This is a genomic window from Streptomyces xanthophaeus (genome assembly GCF_000725805.1).
GTDB classification, from domain to species: Bacteria; Actinomycetota; Actinomycetes; order Streptomycetales; family Streptomycetaceae; genus Streptomyces; species Streptomyces xanthophaeus.
The window spans coordinates 18,870-37,479 of the sequence record NZ_JOFT01000040.1 but is presented as its reverse complement, the minus strand read 5'-3'; the positions used below and the strand labels follow the sequence as shown (position 1 = coordinate 37,479).

Annotated in this window: 18 protein-coding genes; 5 read left to right on the top strand and 13 right to left on the bottom strand. The window is 72.9% G+C overall.

The features are described from left to right. Positions 1-72: 72 nt before the first annotated feature. From IO30_RS0124180 to IO30_RS0124165, 4 genes are all read right to left on the bottom strand, one after another. Positions 73-834: a hypothetical protein gene (locus IO30_RS0124180; RefSeq protein ID WP_031146103.1), complete on the bottom strand. Its 762-nt coding sequence runs from the start codon at positions 832-834 to the stop codon at positions 73-75. Between the two features lie 107 nt (positions 835-941). Then, on the bottom strand, positions 942-1,985 hold the full coding sequence (locus IO30_RS0124175; protein WP_031146101.1) for a S66 family peptidase: 1,044 nt from the start codon (positions 1,983-1,985) through the stop codon (positions 942-944). Positions 1,986-2,086: 101 nt separating this feature from the next. Continuing rightward, the gene (locus tag IO30_RS0124170) at positions 2,087-2,503 is read right to left on the bottom strand and encodes a VOC family protein (protein WP_031146099.1); all 417 of its coding nucleotides are present in this window, start codon (positions 2,501-2,503) and stop codon (positions 2,087-2,089) included. 10 nt (positions 2,504-2,513) lie between these two features. Further along, positions 2,514-2,954: a helix-turn-helix transcriptional regulator gene (locus IO30_RS0124165; protein WP_107065100.1), complete on the bottom strand. Its 441-nt coding sequence runs from the start codon at positions 2,952-2,954 to the stop codon at positions 2,514-2,516. A gap of 174 nt (positions 2,955-3,128) precedes the next feature. On the opposite strand from IO30_RS0124165, the gene recA reads away from it, so the two are divergent. The 3 genes from recA (at position 3,129) to IO30_RS0124150 (ending at position 7,607) form a co-directional block, all read left to right on the top strand. Continuing rightward, entirely contained in the window at positions 3,129-4,244 is a 1,116-nt protein-coding gene (gene recA / locus IO30_RS0124160) for a recombinase RecA (RefSeq protein WP_031146095.1), read from the top strand. Positions 4,245-4,247: 3 nt separating this feature from the next. Next, positions 4,248-4,892 carry a recombination regulator RecX gene (gene recX, locus IO30_RS0124155; RefSeq protein WP_037895002.1) on the top strand — a complete coding sequence of 215 codons (645 nt, stop codon included), beginning with the start codon at positions 4,248-4,250 and terminating at the stop codon, positions 4,890-4,892. A gap of 165 nt (positions 4,893-5,057) precedes the next feature. Continuing rightward, positions 5,058-7,607, top strand: a complete 2,550-nt coding sequence (locus IO30_RS0124150; protein WP_031146092.1) for an ABC transporter permease — start codon at positions 5,058-5,060, stop codon at positions 7,605-7,607. 62 nt (positions 7,608-7,669) lie between these two features. Here the strand turns inward: IO30_RS0124150 and IO30_RS0124145 are convergent, their stop codons facing one another. The 8 genes from IO30_RS0124145 to IO30_RS0124115 all read right to left on the bottom strand — a co-directional run bounded on the left by IO30_RS0124145 (position 7,670) and on the right by IO30_RS0124115 (position 13,960). Then, positions 7,670-8,068, bottom strand: coding sequence for a rhodanese-like domain-containing protein (locus IO30_RS0124145; protein ID WP_237403409.1), 399 nt, complete (start codon positions 8,066-8,068; stop codon positions 7,670-7,672). Further along, positions 8,065-8,598 carry a cupin domain-containing protein gene (locus IO30_RS0124140; protein WP_031146087.1) on the bottom strand — a complete coding sequence of 178 codons (534 nt, stop codon included), beginning with the start codon at positions 8,596-8,598 and terminating at the stop codon, positions 8,065-8,067. The genes IO30_RS0124145 and IO30_RS0124140 overlap by 4 nt, the downstream gene beginning before the upstream one ends. Positions 8,599-8,676: 78 nt before the next feature. After that, positions 8,677-8,763 (bottom strand): putative leader peptide, encoded by an 87-nt coding sequence (locus tag IO30_RS48155; protein WP_311318651.1) that lies wholly within the window; start codon positions 8,761-8,763, stop codon positions 8,677-8,679. A 32-nt stretch (positions 8,764-8,795) separates the two neighbouring features. After that, positions 8,796-10,376 carry an FAD-dependent monooxygenase gene (locus tag IO30_RS0124135; RefSeq protein ID WP_031146085.1) on the bottom strand — a complete coding sequence of 527 codons (1,581 nt, stop codon included), beginning with the start codon at positions 10,374-10,376 and terminating at the stop codon, positions 8,796-8,798. Between the two features lie 192 nt (positions 10,377-10,568). After that, complete coding sequence (locus IO30_RS0124130; protein WP_031146083.1) at positions 10,569-11,450, bottom strand: amino acid ABC transporter permease; 882 nt, start codon at positions 11,448-11,450, stop codon at positions 10,569-10,571. After that, positions 11,447-12,121, bottom strand: a complete 675-nt coding sequence (locus tag IO30_RS0124125) for an amino acid ABC transporter permease (protein WP_031146082.1) — start codon at positions 12,119-12,121, stop codon at positions 11,447-11,449. Before IO30_RS0124125 ends, IO30_RS0124130 begins: the two co-directional genes overlap by 4 nt. Before the next feature lie 83 nt (positions 12,122-12,204). Further along, entirely contained in the window at positions 12,205-13,056 is an 852-nt protein-coding gene (locus IO30_RS0124120; RefSeq protein WP_031146081.1) for a glutamate ABC transporter substrate-binding protein, read from the bottom strand. Between the two features lie 118 nt (positions 13,057-13,174). Then, positions 13,175-13,960 (bottom strand): amino acid ABC transporter ATP-binding protein, encoded by a 786-nt coding sequence (locus IO30_RS0124115; protein WP_031146079.1) that lies wholly within the window; start codon positions 13,958-13,960, stop codon positions 13,175-13,177. Positions 13,961-14,277: 317 nt separating this feature from the next. On the opposite strand from IO30_RS0124115, the gene IO30_RS0124110 reads away from it, so the two are divergent. After that, positions 14,278-14,982 carry a response regulator transcription factor gene (locus tag IO30_RS0124110; protein WP_031146077.1) on the top strand — a complete coding sequence of 235 codons (705 nt, stop codon included), beginning with the start codon at positions 14,278-14,280 and terminating at the stop codon, positions 14,980-14,982. Between the two features lie 12 nt (positions 14,983-14,994). Continuing rightward, positions 14,995-16,407, top strand: a complete 1,413-nt coding sequence (locus IO30_RS0124105) for a sensor histidine kinase (protein ID WP_031146075.1) — start codon at positions 14,995-14,997, stop codon at positions 16,405-16,407. A gap of 19 nt (positions 16,408-16,426) precedes the next feature. Here IO30_RS0124105 and IO30_RS0124100 read toward each other — a convergent pair whose 3' ends face one another. Continuing rightward, the gene (locus IO30_RS0124100; protein ID WP_051902543.1) at positions 16,427-18,610 is read right to left on the bottom strand and encodes an endo-beta-N-acetylglucosaminidase; all 2,184 of its coding nucleotides are present in this window, start codon (positions 18,608-18,610) and stop codon (positions 16,427-16,429) included.

The following is an 18,610-nucleotide window of genomic DNA, read 5'->3' as shown; positions in this document are numbered from 1 at the left end:
GTTTGGCTGTCAACCATGGGTTGTCACTCCGGTGCGCGGGCCGGGCGGACCGGGCGGATCGGTCTCCGGCCGCTACGCCGCCGTGCCGGACGCCTTCGCGAACTTCTCCCACTGGGCCGTGACCACCTCGGCCGGCACCCCGCCGAAGTCCTTGGTGTCGATGACGTCCGAGCGGAAGGAGACCGTCACCGACCCGGAGCGGATCACCGTGAGGTACTTGTACAGCGAGATCTCCTTGTCCTTCACGTCCTGCACGACGATCCGGTAGGCCTGCGCCTCGTCGCCGAGCGCGGGAGCCTTCACCGGCTCCACCTTGAGCACCTTCGCCTCCACCAGGGCCCGGTCCTCGGTGTAGCCGCCGGCGCACTGCCTGCCCGCCTCGGCCAGGGCCTTCATCGCCCCGGCCGCGCCGTCGCCCGCGTAGGAGCGCAGCAGAATCTCCGTGTCCACGGCCTGCCACTCGCCCGGCACCTGCGCCTTGACGTACGCCTGCGCCGTGTGGCCCGCCGAGGAGAGGGTGCTGAGCGGCGTGCACGCCTCCCGGTCGGCCTCGTACATGTCGCTCATCGGCTCGTCGAGCAACGGCTCCTCGGCCTCGTACCGCCCCGCCCGGTCGCCCGGGGCCAGTGCGTAGGTCTTGAGCTGCTCCAGGGTGGGCCCCGGAGCGCCGGACGGGCTCGCGGCCGCGCTCGGGCTGCCGGCGGCGCTGCTGCCCGCGCTGCCGCTCGCGGAGGGCGCGGCCTTCTCCGCGGTGCCCGAGCCGCCCCCGCACGCGGTGGTGCACGCGAGCAGCGCCGCACCGATGAGCGCGGCCGTCGCCGTACGCCTGTTCATGTCCTGTGTCCCCCCGTGGATGGTGCCGAAGCCATGATTGTGCGGTCCGCCGGACGGGGCGCCGCAGGTGGGGGCCCTCGGCGGGCGCTGCGAGGACGCCCGCCCGGTCAGTAGGTGACGAAGATCCGGCGGGCCGGGCCGTCCACCCGGATGCGGCCCCCGACGGGGATCACGTACTGCGGGTCGGTGTGGCCGAGTTCGACGTCGAACACGGCCATCGTGGCGGGGGCGTACTCGCCCAGGGCCCGCAGGACGGCCTCCCGCTGCTGCTCGCGGTAGCGCGCCTTCTGCGCGGCGTCGAAGCGGTTGTCGAAGGACCAGCTCTTCGCCCTGCCCATCAGCAGCGCCGGGAACTGCCGCAGCAGTCCGCGCTCGCCCATGTTCCGCAGGATCCGGTAGACCTCCTCGGCGCGGGGCATCTCCTCCGAGGTCTCCAGGAACAGCACGTTGCCCGCGTACGAACCGGCCGGCTGCACGGCCCGGTCGGCCATCAGCAGCCAGGAGAGGATCTCCAGGTTCCCGCCCCAGCCGATCCCTTCGACCACCTTGTCGCCCTGGTGCCAGGACCAGCCCGCGCAGGGCTCCGCCCCCGGTTCGGCGTCGAAGGTCCGCGGATCGTCCCAGGGGCCGTCCACGTCCCCGTAGGTGCTCGACGGCAGCAGTTCGTACGGGCCCGGGGTGAACAAGGCCGCCCGCAGGGAGTCCGCGGTCGCCGGGTGCATCGCGCCCGGGCGTCCGAGCTGGACCATGACCGAGCCGCCGTGGTAGCCGACGATGCCGAGGTCCCGCAGGAACAGCAGGAGGGGGGTGTTGTCGCTGTAGCCGAAGAACGGCTTGGGGCAGGCCCGGAGCAGCTCGCGGTCGAGGTGGGGCAGGACGGTGATCTGGTCGTCGCCGCCGATGCTGGCGACGACCGCCTTGATCTCCGGGTCGGCGAAGGCCGCGTGGATGTCGGCGGCGCGCTCCTCGGGCGTCGCGCCCATCTTCCGGGTCGTCGGGTACTCCACGACCGTCAGCCCGAACTCGTCCCGGAGCCTGCGCAGCCCCAGCTCGTAGGGCAGGGGGAAGAGCCCGGGCAGACCGGACGAGGGGGACAGGACCGCGATCCGGTCTCCGGGGCGGGGCTTGGCGGGGTGGCGGGGGTCGGTCATCCGGTGATCGTAGGAGCCGGTGGGCGCCGCTGCCGAACGGTTTCTTCAGGCGCCCGCGGGTCGGCGGACCTCCGGCGGCGCCGCGGGCGGGGCCGGGCCGGTCAGCGGGTGCGGGGCTGGTTGAAGCGGAGCATGTTGCCGGCGGGGTCGCGGAAGGCGCAGTCGCGGACGCCGTAGGGCTGGTCGACCGGCTCCTGGAGGACCTCGCCGCCGGCCGCCCGGATCCGCTCGAAGGTGGCGTCTACGTCGTCGGTGGTGAAGATGACACCGCGCAGCATGCCCTTGGCCAGCAGTTCCGCCATCGCCTGCCGGTCGGCGGGCGAGGCGTTGGGGTCGGCGAGCGGGGGCTCCAGGACGATCTCCACGTCCGGCTGCGAAGGGGACCCGACGGTCACCCAGCGCATCCCTTCGAAGCCGACGTCGTTGCGCACTTCGAGGCCGAGCACGTCGCGGTAGAAGGCGAGCGCCTTGTCGTGGTCGTCGACGGCGATGAAGCACTGCGAGAGGTTGATGTCCATGCCCCCGACGTTACGAGGCGGCGTCGGATCCCGCTTCTCCGATCCTGACCGCTTCGCCGTTCCTGCGCGGGCGCGTGAAGACCTTGGCCACGCACGCCGGGATCGCGGCGCCCTCCTCGTGCCGCCGGGCCCGGTACGCGCTCGGGGTCTCGCCGACCAGCTCGGTGAAGCGGGAGCTGAAGGACCCCAGCGAGGTACAGCCCACCTCGAAGCAGACCTCCGTCACACTGAGGTCGCCCCGCCGCAGCAGCGCCTTGGCCCGCTCGACGCGGCGGGTCATCAGGTAGCTGTACGGGGTCTCGCCGTAGGCGGCGCGGAAGCTGCGCGAGAAGTGCCCGGCCGACATGAGGGCGACGGCGGCCAGCGCCGGCACGTCCAACGGGCTCGCGTAGTCGCGGTCCATCGTGTCCCGCGCGCGGCGCAGCCTGGCGAGGTCCTCGAGTGTCGTCACGCCTCCCAGCATCGCACGGCGTCCCGGGCCGGGCGTGGCGCGCTTGACAGGGAAATCGAACATCCATTCTGATTGGTTATCCACAGCCGAACCGGTCGTGGAGGCGCATTGTCAGTGGCAGGCATTAGCGTCAATGGCGTGAAGCGATCGACTCAAGCAAACCGGGTGGAACCCATGGCAGGCACCGACCGCGAGAAGGCTCTCGACGCCGCGCTCGCACAGATTGAACGGCAATTCGGCAAGGGTGCGGTCATGCGCCTCGGCGACAAGCCGAACGACCCCATCGAGGTCATCCCCACCGGGTCGACCGCGCTGGACATCGCCCTCGGCGTCGGCGGGCTGCCCCGCGGCCGTGTCATCGAGGTGTACGGACCGGAGTCCTCCGGTAAGACGACCCTGACCCTGCACGCGGTGGCCAACGCGCAGAAGGCCGGCGGCACCGTCGCCTTCGTGGACGCCGAGCACGCGCTCGACCCCGAGTACGCGAAGGCCCTCGGCGTCGACACCGACAACCTCATCCTGTCCCAGCCGGACACGGGTGAGCAGGCGCTGGAGATCGTGGACATGCTGGTCCGCTCCGGCGCCCTCGACCTGATCGTCATCGACTCCGTGGCGGCCCTGGTGCCGCGTGCGGAGATCGAGGGCGAGATGGGCGACTCGCACGTGGGTCTCCAGGCCCGTCTGATGAGCCAGGCGCTGCGGAAGATCACCGGTGCGCTCAACCAGTCCAAGACCACCGCGATCTTCATCAACCAGCTCCGCGAGAAGATCGGCGTGATGTTCGGCTCGCCCGAGACCACCACCGGTGGCCGCGCGCTGAAGTTCTACGCCTCCGTCCGCCTCGACATCCGCCGTATCGAGACCCTCAAGGACGGTACGGACGCGGTCGGCAACCGCACCCGCGTCAAGGTCGTCAAGAACAAGGTCGCGCCGCCGTTCAAGCAGGCCGAGTTCGACATCCTCTACGGCCACGGCATCAGCCGCGAGGGCGGCCTGATCGACATGGGCGTGGAGCACGGCTTCGTGCGCAAGGCCGGCGCCTGGTACACGTACGAGGGCGACCAGCTCGGCCAGGGCAAGGAGAACGCGCGGAAGTTCCTCTGCGACAACCCCGCCCTGTCCGACGAGATCGAGCGGAAGATCAAGGAGAAGCTGGGCGTGGGCATCCGCAAGGACGCCGCGGCCACCCCCGAGGCCGCTGCCGACACGGCTGACGCCGCTGCCGCCGCAGTGCCCGCCCCGGCGTCGAAGGCCAAGACGACGGCCAAGGCCGCCGTGGCCAAGAGCTGACCCGTGCGGGAGCAGGAGAGGGGCGGCGCGGACGGCGCTGAGGACCGCCGCGAGGGCAGTCGCCGGGGCCGCCGCGAGAGCGGCAGCCGGGGAGGCCGTCGTGCGGAGGGCCGTGAGGGGCGGGAGGACCGCCAGGAACTGCCGCCCCAGAGTCCCGAGGAGCAGGCGCGGGCGATCTGCCTGCGCCTGCTCACCGGGAGCCCGCGCACCCGTCGCCAGCTCGCGGACGCGCTGGAGAAGCGGGGCATCCCCGAGGAGGTGTCGCAGCAGGTCCTCTCCCGGTACGAGGAGGTGGGCCTGATCGACGACGCCGCCTTCGCCGGGGCCTGGGTCGAGTCCCGGCACCGCGGCCGGGGCCTGGCCCGCCGGGCGCTCGCCCAGGAGCTGAGGACCAAGGGGGTGCACGCCACCCTCGTGGAAGAGGCCCTGGAACAGCTGGACTCCGAGCAGGAGGAGCAGACCGCCCGGGAGCTCGTCGAGCGCAAGCTCCGCTCCACCCGGGGCCTGGAGCGGGACAAGCGGATCCGGCGCCTCGCCGGGATGCTCGCCCGCAAGGGGTACCCGGAGGGCATGGCCCTGCGGGTGGTCCGCCGTGCGCTGGAGGCGGAGGGCGACGAGGCAGACGACCTGGGCTACCCGGGGCAGTGACAGCGGCTGCCGCCTCCGGCGCCCCTGTGGCCCCCGGGTGCAGTCCAGGGCCGGAGCGCGCCCGCTGACGGAGCCGCTCGCCGGGCGGGGGTGGGGCTAGCCCCCGGCCCCGGACGCCGGGGCGCTCCCGTGTCAACGGCCATGTCCGGCGGCAGAGTTGCCCGCATGATGCTGCGTTACGCCCTCCAGACCCTCCGGGACCGCAAAGCCGGGTTCCTCGGCGCCTTCGTCGCCCTCGTGTGCGCCGCCGCCCTCGTCACGGCCTGCGGCACGCTCCTGGAGACGGGCCTGACCGGCAGGATCGCCACCGAGCGCTACGCGGCCGCACCGGTCCTCGTCTCCGCCGACCAGAACGTCCACGAGACCACGGTCAAGGAGAAGAAGGGCAAGACCAAGACGAAGCACAAGGCCAAGCCCGTCGCCGAACGGGCCTGGCTCCCCGCCGCCACCGCCGACACGGTCCGGGCCGTCCCCGGCGTCGCGCAGGCGGTGCCCGAACTCACCTTCCAGGCCCTGCCCCTGGTCAAGGCGCCCGGCGGGCCGCAGGCCTCGTACGGACACGCCTGGTCCTCCGCCGCCCTGACCCCCTTCGCCCTCACCGAAGGCCGTGCGCCCCGGGGCGGCGACGAGATCGTGGTCGACCGGGCCCTGGCCGCCCGCGCCGCACTGGCACCCGGCTCCGAGCTCACCGTGCAGGCCACCGCCGAGCCGAGGACCTACCGGGTCAGCGGGATCGCGAACACCGCCCGCGGAGACCTCCTCCAGCAGAGCGCCCTCTTCTTCAGCGACGCCGAGGCCCGCCGGCTCGCCGCCCGCGACAGCAGGATCAGCGCCGTCGGCGTACTTCCGGAACCCGGGGTGGACCCCCGCGAGCTGGCCGGACGGATCCGCCAGGCCCTCGCCCTCGCGGGAAGCACCGCGCAGGTCTCCGTCGGCGACGAGCGCGGGCCGGTGGAGTTCCCCGGCGCCGCCGGAGCACGGATCAAGCTGGTGTCCATGGGCGGTGCGATGGGCGGCACCGCCCTGCTGGTGGCGGTCCTCGTCGTCGTCGGCACCTTCGCCCTCTGCGTCCAGCAGCGCCACCGCGAACTCGCCCTGCTGCGGGCCGTCGCCGCCACCCCCCGCCAGCTGCGGCGGATGATCGGCAGGGAAGCCCTCCTCGTCGGCCTGACCGCCGGGCTGACCGGAGCGGTCGCCGGACTCCCGCTCGCCTCCTGGCTGTACGGCCGGTTCGTCGCCGCCGGGATCGTCCCCGCCGCCCTGGAACGCACCGCCGGCATCCTGCCGATGCTCGCCGCCGTCGCCGCGAGCCTGCTCGGAGCCTGGGCCGCCGCGCGGATCGCGGGGCGGCGGACCGCCCGGATCCGCCCGGCCGAAGCGCTCGCCGAAGCCGCGCTCGAACGGCGCCGGCCCGCCCCGGCCCGGATCGCGGCCGGAGCGCTGCTGCTGGCCGCCGGGGCGGTACTGGTCGCCGTACTCGCCTCGCTGCGCACCGAGCCGGCCTCGACCCCGGTCACCTTCCTGGCCGTGGTGGTGCTGGCCGGGGCGGTCTCGCTGCTCGGCCCGCTGCTCGTCCGCGGGGCCGCGGCGCTGCTCGCCGGCCCGCTCCGGCTCGCCGGTACGGGCGGCCACCTGGCCACCGCGAACCTGCGCGGCAACGCCACCCGGATGGCGTCCGCCGTGACCCCGCTCGCCCTGCTCACCGGCATGACCTGCACCGTGCTCTTCGTCACCCCCACCCTCGGGGACGCGGCCCGGGCGCAGGCCCGTGACGGGATCCGGGCCGGCTGGGTGCTGGCCGCGCAGGGCCCCGGCGTCACGGCCGGGGCCGCCGAGCGGATCCGCAGCACCCCCGGGGTGACGGCGGCCACCGAGCTCGTACGGACCTCCGTACGCGTGGGCCTGGCGAAGTACGCCGCGCAGGGGGTCACCCCGGCCGGCCTCGGGGGGACCTGGGACCCGGCGGTGACGAGCGGGAGCCTGGAGGGGTTCGGGGAGCACAGCGCAGCGGTGAGCGAGGTCGCCGCGGACCGGCTGGGGCTGAAGCCGGGGAGCCCGCTGGAACTGACGCTGGGCGACGGCACCCCGGTCACCCTCACGGTCTGCGCGGTCTACGCCCGCGGGCTCGGCTCCGGCGACCTGACGCTGCCGCACGGCCTGGTGGCGGCGCACGTGGACAACCCGCTGGCCTCGGACGTGCTGGTGGCGACGGAGCCGGGCACCGGCTGGGAACAACTGGCCGCGGCGCTGGCGGACTTCCCCGGGGTGACGGTGCTGTCCGCGCGGGACGCCGACCGGGCAAGGGCCGAACGGCAGGACGCCGGGGCCGAGGTCAACCTGCTGGCGATGGGGCTGGTCCTCGCCTTCACGGCCATCGCGGTGGTGAACACGCTGGCCATGTCGACCGCCGAGCGGGTCCGGGAGTTCGCGATGCTGCGGCTCGCCGGGGCGAAGCGGCGGCAGGTGCTCCGGATGATCCGGACCGAAGCCCTGGCGGTGGTCCTGATCGGGGTGGTGCTGGGGTCGCTGATCGCGCTGGCCGTGCTGACCGCGTTCAGCGTGGGCATGACCGGGGCGGCCGCGCCGTCGGTGCTGCCGGTCGTGTACGCGGGGGTGGTGGGAGCGGCCGGGCTGCTCGCCCTGGCGGCCACGGCCCTGCCGGGCCGGGCCGCGCTGCGGGTGGCGCCGGTGGACGTGGCCACGGCCAAGGGATGAGCCGCCGCCCGGCCCGCCCGGCAGGGCCGCCCGGGCGGTGCGGTCCCGGGCGGCCGTCTCCGTCAGGCGGCGGGCGTCACCGGGAGGCCCGCCGCCTTCCAGGCCTGGAAACCGCCGGTCAGGTCCGTGGCCCGGTGCAGGCCGAGGGCGTGCAGGGAGACCGCGGCCAGGCTGGAGGCGTAGCCCTCGTTGCAGATCACCACGACCTGCAGGCCGTGGTCCGTGGCCTCGGCGGCGCGGTGACTGCCCTGGGGGTCCAGGCGCCATTCCAGTTCGTTGCGCTCGACCACCAGCGCGCCCGGGATCAGGCCGTCCCGCTCCCGCAGGGCCTGGTAGCGGATGTCCACCAGCAGGGCCCCCTCCAGGGAGGCCTCGTAGGCCTCCTGCGGCGAGACGCGCGTGTAGCCGGTACGGACCCGCTCCAGCAGCTCGTCGATCCCGACCGGATCGGTGGCGCTCACTGCCAGTCCGCCGGACGCTCGACCTGCTCCAGCTTCAGCAGCGGCCCGGTGCGGCTGAACCGGCGGATCAGCGGCAGCGGCGGGTAGTACGCGTGCACCGAGATCGCGTGCTCGGCCGTGGACTCGTTGAGGACCTCGTGCACGTGGTGCTCGCCGAAGGCCCGCCCGGTGCCCGCGCCCAGGCTGCGGCTGCGGTCCACGCCGGGGGCCAGGTGCAGCGACTGCCAGCCCTCCGAGGGCAGCCGTACGGTCAGCGAGTGCTCGGTGAGGGCGCCCCGGGCGGTGGCGAACGCGCCCCGCGACTCGGCGTGGTCGTGCCAGCCGGTGCCGGTGCCGGGTGGCCAGCCGATCAGCCAGGCCTCACTGCCGCCGGGGCCGTCCAGCCGGATCCAGGTGCGGCCCTGCGGGTCGAGCGGCAGGGAGGCGACGACCTCGGGATCGGCAGCGGTGCGCAGGGCGAAGTCGAGGAGGGCGGCGGCCGTGGGCCCCCCGGCCAGCACGGGCTCGGGGGTGTACGCGGGTGCAGACATGTAACGGGACCATTCCTGGGGTTCGCGGAAGTGCGCGCGGGCCGGTGACGGCACGGGGCGCGCAGGGAAGGAGGCGAATCAGCAGGAAGGGCGACACACGCAGCCCGCGTAGCGGAGCAGGTCCATATGGACCCTCCGCCACAGGCGTACGTCGTTGCCGGTCATGCCCGCGAGTGAATCACGAGCCGACGGGACGGTCAATCGGCCACGGCGCTCGGTGCCGTGGAGGGCGCGGGCAGCGCCGCCGGAGCGCCCGCCCGGACCGTGTCCGCCGCCTCGTACAGTTCCGCCGGGTGGACCCCCGCGAAGGTGGCCGCCAGGTGCCCGTCCGGCCGGACCAGGAGCACCGTGTGCGCCGGGGCCCCCGGGTAGGCGTCCGCGACCAGCAGGTCGGTGCGCACGGGCAGGGCGCTCACCGCCGCCGCGAGCCGGGGCATCAGCCCGGCGCCGAGCCAGTGGCGGCGGTCCCAGACCCCGGTGCCCGGGGCGACCAGGAGCACCAGCAGCCGCCCCCGCCCCAGCAGGTCGCGCAGCGGGACGGTGGACCCGTCGGGCGCCGTCACCGGAACGTTCGCCACCGGACCGCCCGGCTGCGTGGCCGTCGGGACCTCGCGCACGGCGACCGGAGGTGCGTACGTCGGCTCCGCGCCCAGCGGCCCACGGCCCAGGTGGCCGTCGGTGAGGAGTGCTTCGGCGGACCGGGAGGCCCCCGGGAGGTAGGTGCGCAGGCCGCCCCCGGAGCGCAGTACCGGCATCGCCTGGTCGGCGGCGCGCAGCCGGGAGGCGACCGCGGTGCGCCGCTCGCCCTCGTAGCTGTCGAGCAGGGCCTCGGAGGCTCCCTGGTGCCAGGCGAGGGCCAGCTTCCACGCCAGGTTCTCGGCGTCGCGGAGCCCCTCCTCGACCCCCTGGGTGCCGAGCGCGCCCAGCAGGTGCGCGGCGTCCCCGGCGAGGAAGCCGCGGCCGTCGCGCCAGCGCCGGGCCAGGCGGTGGTGCAGCGTGTGGACCCCGGTGTCGATCAGGTCGTAGGGGGGCGTCTTGCCCGAGCACCAGGCCGCGAGGGTGTCCCGGATGAGGGTCACCAGGGTGTCGGGGGTGACCAGGTCGCCGCGGGCCGGGAGCAGCCAGTCCAGCCGCCACACCCCGTCGGGCAGCGGCCGCGCGGTGACCTCGGCGAGCCGGTCGTTGTGGCCGCGGTGCAGCAAGGCCTCACCGGGCCAGGGGAGTTCGGTGCGCAGGGCGGCCACGGCGTGGCGTTCCACGGCGGTGCGGCCCGGGAAGCGGATGCCGAGCAGCTTGCGCACGGTGGAGCGGGCGCCGTCGCAGCCGACCAGGTAACTCCCGCGCCACCACGTGGTCTCGGCGCCGCGGGTGTGGGCGGTGACCCCGTGGGCGTCCTGCTCCAGGGAGTCGAGCCGGGTTTCGGTGACCAGCTGGACGAGGGGGTGCGCGGCGGCGGCGTCGCGCAGGCCGCGCGTCAGGGCGTGCTGGGGCAGATGCAGGGGCGCGGGCCCGTCGTCGAAGGTGATCCGCTGGGCGTGCTGCCTGCGCCGCATGGTGCGCCAGGCGGCGAAGTACGCCCCTTCGTCGCGCAGCGTCGAACAGCCCAGCCGGTTCGCCATGGCGGCGGTGTCGGCGTGCAGGACGACGGTGCGGGCCGGGCGCGGTTCCTCCTTGCCGGGGCCTTCGTCGAGCACGACGGAAGGGACGCCCTGGCCGGCCAGGGCGAGGGACAGGGACAGCCCGACGGGCCCCGCGCCGACGACGATCACCGGGTCCATGGCGCGGCTCCCGATGTCCGGTATGTGATCACAGAACGTATGCAACCCACTGGAGGTGCCTGCGTCAAGTGACACCTGTCCGCGAACGCCGCGTGGTGCGGCGGAAGAGTTCCGCCGCACCACGCGGGCTACGCAATATGACTGACTCTATGTCAGGCGGTCGGGGGCCCCGAACCGGGAGGGCGACGGGGCCTAGACGCCACCGCTGTTCGCCCCGGTCGCCATGTCGTCGACCTTGGGGACCAGGACTCCGGTGCTCTTCTTCGACTGACGCAGTCGGCGTTCGAGCCAGGAGGCGAAGGTGGTGAGGGCGAAATTGACCGCGATGAAGATCAGCGCGATCACGACGAGGGAGGCGATGGTGTTGCTGTAGTTCGCCGAGATCTGCCGGTTCATCGACAGCAGTTCGCCGTAACCGAGCACCGCGCCGGCCAGCGCGGTGTCCTTCAGGATCACCACGAGCTGGCTGACCAGAGCCGGCAGCATCGCCGTGACGGCCTGCGGGATCAGCACGTAGGCCATGGTCTGGCCCTTGCGCATGCCGATCGCCTTGGCCGCGTCGGTCTGGCCGGAGGGCAGGGAGAGCACGCCCGCCCGGACGATCTCGGCGATGACCGCGGCGTTGTACAGGACCAGGCCGGTCACCGCCGCGTACAGCGGGCGGATGTCCGAGGAGACCTCGCTGAACTTCGCGTACAGGGCGAAGCCGAACAGCATCAGCATCAGCACCGGGATGGCGCGGAAGAACTCGACGACCGCACCGACCGGCACACGGACCCAGGCGTGGTCGGAGAGGCGGCCGATGCCGAGCAGGGCGCCCAGCGGGATCGCGATCACCATGGCGATCACGCCGGCCTTGAGGGTCTCCAGCAGGCCGGGGATCAGGAAGGTCGTCCAGATCTCGGTCTCGGTGACGAAGGGGGTCCACTTGGCGGCGTCGAGCTGGTTCTTGTCCGCCATCACGGACAGGATCCACCACAGGGCGAGCCCGAGCAGGACGACGAAGATGCCGCTGTAGATCCAGTTGCGCGCCTTGGCCTTGGGGCCGGGGGCGTCGTACAGCACGGAGGTCATCGCTTCACCGCCACTCGTTTGGCCACCCAGCCCAGGAGCAGGCCGGTGGGCAGGGTCAGGAGGACGAAGCCCAGGGCGAAGACCCCGAAGACGGCGAAGAGCGCGTCCGCCTCGTTCTCGACCATTTCCTTCATCAGCAGGGCCGCCTCGGCCACGCCGATGGCCGCCGCCACCGTGGTGTTCTTGGTGAGTGCGATCAGTACGTTCGTGAGCGGTGCGACGACCGCCCGGAAGGCCTGGGGGAGCACGATCAGCGTGAGCACCTGGACGAAGCTCAGGCCCAGGGCGCGTGCCGCCTCTGCCTGGCCGACGGGGACCGTGTTGATGCCCGACCGCAGCGCTTCGCAGACGAAGGTGCCGGTGTAGGCGGTCAGTCCGAGGACCGCGAGCCGGAAACCGGTCTCCTTGAACGTGCCGCCGCCCAACGAGATGCCGAGGGTCTGGCTGAGACCCAGCGAACAGGCGATGATCAGCACGGTCAGCGGAGTGTTGCGCACGAGGTTGACGTACGCGGTACCGAAGCCCCGCATCAGCGGGACCGGGCTGACCCGCATCCCGGCCAGCATGGTTCCCCATATGAGGGACCCGACCGCCGAGTAGAGGGTGAGCTGAACCGTCACCCAGAAGGCTCCGAGCAGGTCGTACTGCCCGGAATCAAGAAAATCGAACACGATGCCCTGCGCTCTCCCCAGGATGGCCGGCGAGGTGCGCCGCCGCCCTTGGCAGGCGGGCGGCGACGCTCCTCACCGGTGAATCAGCTGCCTTCGGTGATCTGCGGGGCCGGCTCGTTCTTGTAGTTGGCCGGACCGAAGTTCTTCTTCACGGCCTCGTCCCAGGCGCCGTCCGCGACCATCTTCTTGAGCGCGGCGTTGATCTTGGTCTGAAGGTCCTTGTCGCCCTTCTTCAGACCGATGCCGTAGTTCTCGTTGCTCAGGCTCAGCCCGACCAGCTTGAACTTGCCCTTGTTCTTGTCCTGCGCCGCGTAGCCCGCCAGGATCGAGTTGTCCGTGGTCAGTGCGTCGACGGCCTTGTTCTCCAGGCCGGTGAGGCACTCGGAGTAGCCACCCTGCTCCAGCAGGTCGGCCTCGGGGGCCAGCTTGGTCTTGACGTTCTGCGCCGAGGTCGAGCCGGTGACCGAGCAGAGCTTCTTCTTGTTCAGGTCCTCGGCCTTGGTGATGGACGAGTCGTCGGCGCGGACCAGCAGGTCCTGGTGCGCGAGGAGGTACGGGCCGGCGAAGTCGACCTTCTCCTTGCGCTTGTCGTTGATCGAGTAGCTCGCGACGACGAACTTGACGTCGCCGTTGGCGATCAGGTTCTCGCGCTCGGCGCTGATGGCCTGCTTCCACTCGATCTGGTCGGGCTGGTAGCCGAGCTCCTTGGCGACGTAGGTCGCGACGTCGACGTCGAAGCCCGTGTACTTGCCGTCAGGGGTCTTGAGGCCCACACCCGGCTGGTCGAACTTGATGCCGATGACGACCTTGTCCTTCTTGGCGCCACCGCTCTCGGTGCTGCCCGAGCTCTTGTCGCTGCTGCCGCCACAGGCGGTCGCGGTCAGGGCCAGGGTGACGGCGATGGCCGCGGCCGCACCGGTCTTGAAAACGTTCATGATGAACTTCCCTCGGATGAGACGGTGTTGAACGACGGGCGACAGTGCGGCGGACACGCCGCGGGCCTGAGCGGCCGCGGCGGTGTTCCGCCCACCGGATGACTACCAGACCCGGCCGTCAGTGGTGCAGGATCTTCGACAGGAAGTCCTTCGCCCGGTCACTGCGCGGGTTGCTGAAGAAGGCCTCGGGCGTGGCTTCTTCGACGATCTTTCCGTCGGCCATGAAGACGACGCGGTTGGCAGCGGAGCGGGCGAAGCCCATCTCGTGCGTGACGACCACCATCGTCATCCCCTCCCGGGCGAGCTGCTGCATGACCTCCAGCACCTCGTTGATCATTTCCGGGTCGAGCGCCGACGTCGGCTCGTCGAAGAGCATCACCTTCGGCTCCATGGCCAGCGCGCGGGCGATCGCCACGCGCTGCTGCTGGCCGCCGGAGAGCTGCGCCGGGTACTTGTCGGCCTGGGAGCCGACGCCCACCCGGTCCAGCAGGGACTGCGCCTTCTCGCGCGCCGCGGCCTGGCCGGTCTTGCGGACCTTGACCTGGCCGAGCATGACGTTCTCCAGCACCGTCTTGTGCGCGAAGAGGTTGAACGACTGGAAGACCATGCCGACATCGGCACGCAGCCGGGCCAGTTCCCTGCCCTCGGAGGGCAGTTCCTTGCCGTCGAGCGTGATGGCGCCCGAGTCGATGGTCTCCAGACGGTTGATGGTCCGGCACAGCGTGGACTTGCCCGATCCCGAAGGACCGATCACGACGACGACCTCACCGCGGGCAATGCTCAGATTGATGTCCTGAAGCACGTGCAGCGCGCCGAAGTGCTTGTTGACGTTGCTCAGTACGACCAGGTCGTCCGCGGCACCGGCCGCGTCCTGTACGTCCTTGGTCACTGATACTCCGCTCATCGGCTTCTTGCTCCGTCCTCCTCGGTTGGGAGGACAGTAGTGACGTCTCGCGCACAGCGTCATCACATCTGAGGGAGAATTGAGCATAACGATCCGGCCTCGCCCGGATACGCTCCGTACGCCTCGGCCCGAGGCGCTCCCGGTACGCGTACCGGGTGGATAACAGAAGGCGCGCCGGACCGGAACCCCCTTGACGTGGGAGTCTGCATCGGCGTGGATGCAGGGTGGCCTGTACCCGGGCTGAAGAAGAAGCGAAGAACCACCGAAGAACGACCGAAGAACAAGCTCCCAGCTGAAGAAGAGGAGAGGGGGACGCCATGAGACTGCTGCTCGTCGAGGACGACGACCACGTCGCCGCCGCCCTGTCCGCGGTCCTCGCCCGGCACGGCTTCCGGGTGACCCATGCCCGCAACGGCGAGGAGGCCCTGCAGGCACTGCTGCCCGCCGGCGCCCCGCCCTTCGGCGTCGTCCTCCTCGATCTGGGCCTGCCCGACCAGGACGGCTACGAGGTGTGCGGCAAGATCCGCAAGCGCACCTCCACGCCCGTCATCATGGTCACCGCACGGGCCGACGTCCGCTCGCGCATCCACGGGCTCAACATGGGCGCCGACGACTACGTCACCAAGCCCTACGACACCGGCGAGCTGCTGGCCCGCATCCACGCCGTCGCCCGGCGCACCGGGGTCTCCGAGGAGGCCTCCGCCACCGGGACCGGTACGCCCTCCGTGGTCCGGCTCGGCCCGGTCAGCATCGAGCTGCCCACCCGCCGCGTCAGCGTGGACGGCACCGACGTACCCCTCACCCGCAAGGAATTCGACCTGCTGGCCCTGCTCGCGCAGCGCCCCGGGGTGGTCTTCCGCCGCGAACAGATCATCAGCGAGGTCTGGCGGACCAGCTGGGAGGGGACCGGCCGGACCCTGGAGGTGCACGTCGCCTCGCTGCGCTCCAAGCTCGCGATGCCCGCCCTCATCGAGACCGTCCGCGGGGTGGGCTACCGGCTCGTCGCCCCCACCGCCCCCTGACGGGCCGCTGCCGTGCGCGCCAGGCTCCTTCCCCTGCTCGTCGTCCTGATGGCCGGCGTGCTCCTCGCCCTCGGTTTCCCGCTCGCCGTGAGCCTGGCCGCCGGACAGCAGCAGCGCGTGGTGGTCGACCGGATCGACGACAGCGCCCGCTTCGCCGCCCTGGCCCAGTTCGTCATCGACGCCGAGGGCTCCGGATCCACCGGGGCCGACGAACGCCGGGACGCCCTGCGGACCGAGCTGACCCGCTACCAGGAGCTGTACGGCATCCGCGTCGGCATCTTCCTGCGCGACGACAACGCCATGGCCCGTTCCCCCGGCTGGTGGGAGCTCCCGCGGGCCGGTGAGGGGCGCCGCGCCTTCGAGGAGGCGCTCGCCGGACGGCGCAGCCACGATCCGCCGCAGGTGTGGCCCTGGCAGACGCACGGCAAACTGCTCGTCGCCTCCCCGGTCGTCCTCGACGGGGACGTGGTCGCCGTCGTCGCCACCGAATCGCCCACCGACCTGATGCGCGGCCGCATCCTGCGGGGATGGCTGCTCATCGCGGCCGGGCTCGCCGCCGCGATGCTGGTCGCCTTCGGCGCCGCCCTGCGGCTCACCAGCTGGGTGCTCAAGCCCGTACGGACCCTGGACGCGGCAGCGCACGGCATCGCCACCGGCCGGATGAACTCACGCGTAGCGGCGGCCGGCGGACCGCCGGAACTCCAGCGCCTGGCCAGGTCGTTCAACGAGATGGCCGACAACGTCGAAGAGGTACTGGAGCAGCAGCGGGCGTTCGTCGCGGACGCCTCCCACCAGCTGCGCAATCCGCTCGCCGCGCTGCTCCTGCGGATCGAGCTGCTCGCCCTCGAACTGCCCGAGGGGAATGCGGAGATCGCCTCCGTACGCACCGAGGGCAAGCGCCTGACGCAGGTCCTCGACGACCTGCTGGACCTGGCGCTGGCCGAGCACGCCTCCGCCGAGATCAGCCTCACCGACATCGGGGCGCTGACCACCGAGCGGGTCGCGGCCTGGCGCCCGTACGCCGAGGAGAAGGGCGTGCGGCTCGGCGGGACGGGACGCAGCGCCGTCACCGGCTGGGCCGACCCCATCGCCCTGTCCAGCGCCCTCGACGCCGTCATCGACAACGCCCTGAAGTTCACCCCCGAGGGGGAGGAGGTCGAGGTGTCCGTCTCCGCCGCCGGGCGTTTCGTGCACGTGGTCGTCGCCGACCGCGGCCCCGGCCTCACCGAGGAGGAGCTGCTGCGGGTGGGCGACCGGTTCTGGCGCAGCGGCCGGCACCAGAACATCAAGGGCTCCGGGCTAGGCCTGTCGATCTCCCGCATCCTGCTCGCCGCGGGCGGCGGGTCCCTCTCCTACGAGACGAACCCGCCGCACGGACTGCGGGTGACGGTGGCCGTGCCCCGCACCGAACCCCACAACCCCTGACCCCGTACCTCCTGACCCCCTACGCAGGCCCCCAGGCGAGGCGCGCGCGGGCCGGCTCCGAGGCCGCGTACAGCTCGTCCACGGCCCGCACCTCGAAGGTGACCGCCCGCTCCCGGCCCGCGCGGGGGACGGCGGGCAGGTAGAGCGCGGTGCCGCAGGTGCCGCCGAGGAAGCGGCGGGTGCCGTCGGGCAGGACCCGGGACACCTCGTGGTGCCGCAGCCCTCCGGCCTCCCCGGCCGCCCCCCGGCGCCAGGACAGCCGTACCGCGGCCGTGCCGTCCCCGACCGCAGCGGCGTCCACCGTGAGCCGGGTGGGCCCGGCGGGTCTCCCCGGCGGCCCCCCGGCCGGGGCCTCGCGGAGGGACAGGGCGCCGAGCCGCCAGGCCACCGGGCCGCCGCCGCGCGCGCAGATCCGTACCGCCAGCCCGTACGCCGTCCGCCCGGCCAGCCGTCCCAGCGCGGCCCGCGAGGTGCGCCAGCCCCGCCGCGTGCGCACCGTCCGCACCGCCCTCCAGGTGTACGGGACCGGCTCGCCGGGGGCGGCCGGTTCGCGGACCGCCACGCCGACCTCCACCGTGACGGGGCCGCCCGATTCGGTGGCGTGCACGAGCTCCAGCACCGTGGACCGGGTCAGCGGCAGCCGCGTGGCGTGCAGCCCGACCACGGCGGGCGCGGTCAGCGGACCCGAGACCAGCAGGCTGGAGCCGCCGCGCCAGGCGCGGGCGAAGTCCAGGGTGACGCCGGGCCGTTCGCCGGAGGTCTCCACGACCCAGCGGCGGCCCGGCAGCCGGTCCTGGAGCCCGAGGTGGCTCCAGGGGGTGCCGGAGGTGACCCGGCCCTCCTCGTACCAGCGCTCCCCGTGCCCGGTGTTGAAGGCGCAGGCGAAGGGCAGCGAGGCGACCGTGGAACGGTCCGCGACGACAGTGGCGGGAGCCCTCCAGGCGCCCTCGGGCGCCGGGCGCGAGGGGTCGAGGGACTCGCCCGTCCAGAACCGGTCGTCGGCGCGGTGGAAGGCGCCCGGGGAACGGTCGGTGAGGTGGTTGCGGGTCCACTCGGGCCGGTAGAAGCCGTAGCTGACCACGTGGTCCCGGCCGCGCGGGACGATCGCGTCCCACTGGACCACCGAGTCCCAGCCGTGCGACTCGGTGTCCACGGCGGCCCACAGCTCGTGGCGGGAGCGGCCCAGGCGGTCCGCGAGCGCACCGGAGTCGGCGAGGGTCCGCGGGGTCCAGCGGAAGTCCACGAACATGGTGTCCGTGACCGGACCGGCCCGGTCCTCGAAGAACTCCTGGTTCAGTGCGTTGAGCGCGCCCTGCCAGCCGACCCGGCCGGTGGTGTTCATGGCGTCGTACCAGGTGGTCCGCAGCCGGTGCGGCTCGCCCGCCGCCCGCAGCGCCCGCAGGAACTCCCGCATCCGGCCGGCCAGGACGCTGTCGCCGCCGTCCGTCTCGGCATTGACGAACCAGCCGTCGAACCCGTACGTCCGGGCCACCTGCACCAGCTTGTCGGCGATCGGGAAGCGGCCGGCTGCGTCCTTCTGGACCAGGTCCCGGGTCCAGCGCAGGTCGCCGCCGTACGGGACGGGCGGCAGGAACACGTTGCCCATCACCCGGACCCCGTTGCGGTGCGCGGCGTCGGTCACGGGCGCGTTCGGGGCCAGCACGATCCCCTCGCCGGAGGAGCCGCCCCAGAAGACCAGCTCGTCGATGTACGCCCAGTGCGTCAGCGCGTAGGAATCGGCGGTCGCGGAGCCCTGGGACGGGTTCCCGGCGGTGGGACCGAAGGAGACGAGCGAGGAGATCCGGGCCTGGCCGGCCCGGGCGCCGGGGTGGGGCGGTACGGGGGTGAAGCGCGGCGCGAGCGGCACCGTCGCGGTGTTGTGGGCCAGATCGGGATCCGCCCCGGGACGCCAGTCCTTCAGGGAGCGCCACACGATCCCGGGGCCGGGGACGCCCTCCGGCAGCGAGTCCGGATACCAGTAGGAGGCGTAGGGGGCCAGGTCGGCCGGGGCCGCGGACCCGTCGGGCGGTGCGGTCGCCGGTGCGGTCGCCGGTGCGGACCCGGCGGCAGCGGCGCGGGCGGGCACGCCCAGCAGGGCGAGGGCCCCCGCCCCGGCCCCGGCGGCGAGCACGCCCCGCCGGGCCGGGGGCGGACCGGGGCGGGCAGTGGTGCGGGGGTCGATGCGGGGGCCGTTCTCGGACAT

Coding starts and splice junctions, on each gene's coding strand:
- IO30_RS0124180 (WP_031146103.1), bottom strand. CDS start 834: ATGAACAGGCGTACGGCGACGGCCGCGCTCATCGGTGCGGCGCTGCTC.
- IO30_RS0124175 (WP_031146101.1), bottom strand. CDS start 1,985: ATGACCGACCCCCGCCACCCCGCCAAGCCCCGCCCCGGAGACCGGATC.
- IO30_RS0124170 (WP_031146099.1), bottom strand. CDS start 2,503: ATGGACATCAACCTCTCGCAGTGCTTCATCGCCGTCGACGACCACGAC.
- recA (WP_031146095.1), top strand. CDS start 3,129: ATGGCAGGCACCGACCGCGAGAAGGCTCTCGACGCCGCGCTCGCACAG.
- IO30_RS0124150 (WP_031146092.1), top strand. CDS start 5,058: ATGATGCTGCGTTACGCCCTCCAGACCCTCCGGGACCGCAAAGCCGGG.
- IO30_RS0124140 (WP_031146087.1), bottom strand. CDS start 8,598: ATGTCTGCACCCGCGTACACCCCCGAGCCCGTGCTGGCCGGGGGGCCC.
- IO30_RS48155 (WP_311318651.1), bottom strand. CDS start 8,763: ATGACCGGCAACGACGTACGCCTGTGGCGGAGGGTCCATATGGACCTG.
- IO30_RS0124135 (WP_031146085.1), bottom strand. CDS start 10,376: ATGGACCCGGTGATCGTCGTCGGCGCGGGGCCCGTCGGGCTGTCCCTG.
- IO30_RS0124130 (WP_031146083.1), bottom strand. CDS start 11,450: ATGACCTCCGTGCTGTACGACGCCCCCGGCCCCAAGGCCAAGGCGCGC.
- IO30_RS0124120 (WP_031146081.1), bottom strand. CDS start 13,056: ATGAACGTTTTCAAGACCGGTGCGGCCGCGGCCATCGCCGTCACCCTG.
- IO30_RS0124115 (WP_031146079.1), bottom strand. CDS start 13,960: ATGAGCGGAGTATCAGTGACCAAGGACGTACAGGACGCGGCCGGTGCC.
- IO30_RS0124110 (WP_031146077.1), top strand. CDS start 14,278: ATGAGACTGCTGCTCGTCGAGGACGACGACCACGTCGCCGCCGCCCTG.
- IO30_RS0124100 (WP_051902543.1), bottom strand. CDS start 18,610: ATGTCCGAGAACGGCCCCCGCATCGACCCCCGCACCACTGCCCGCCCC.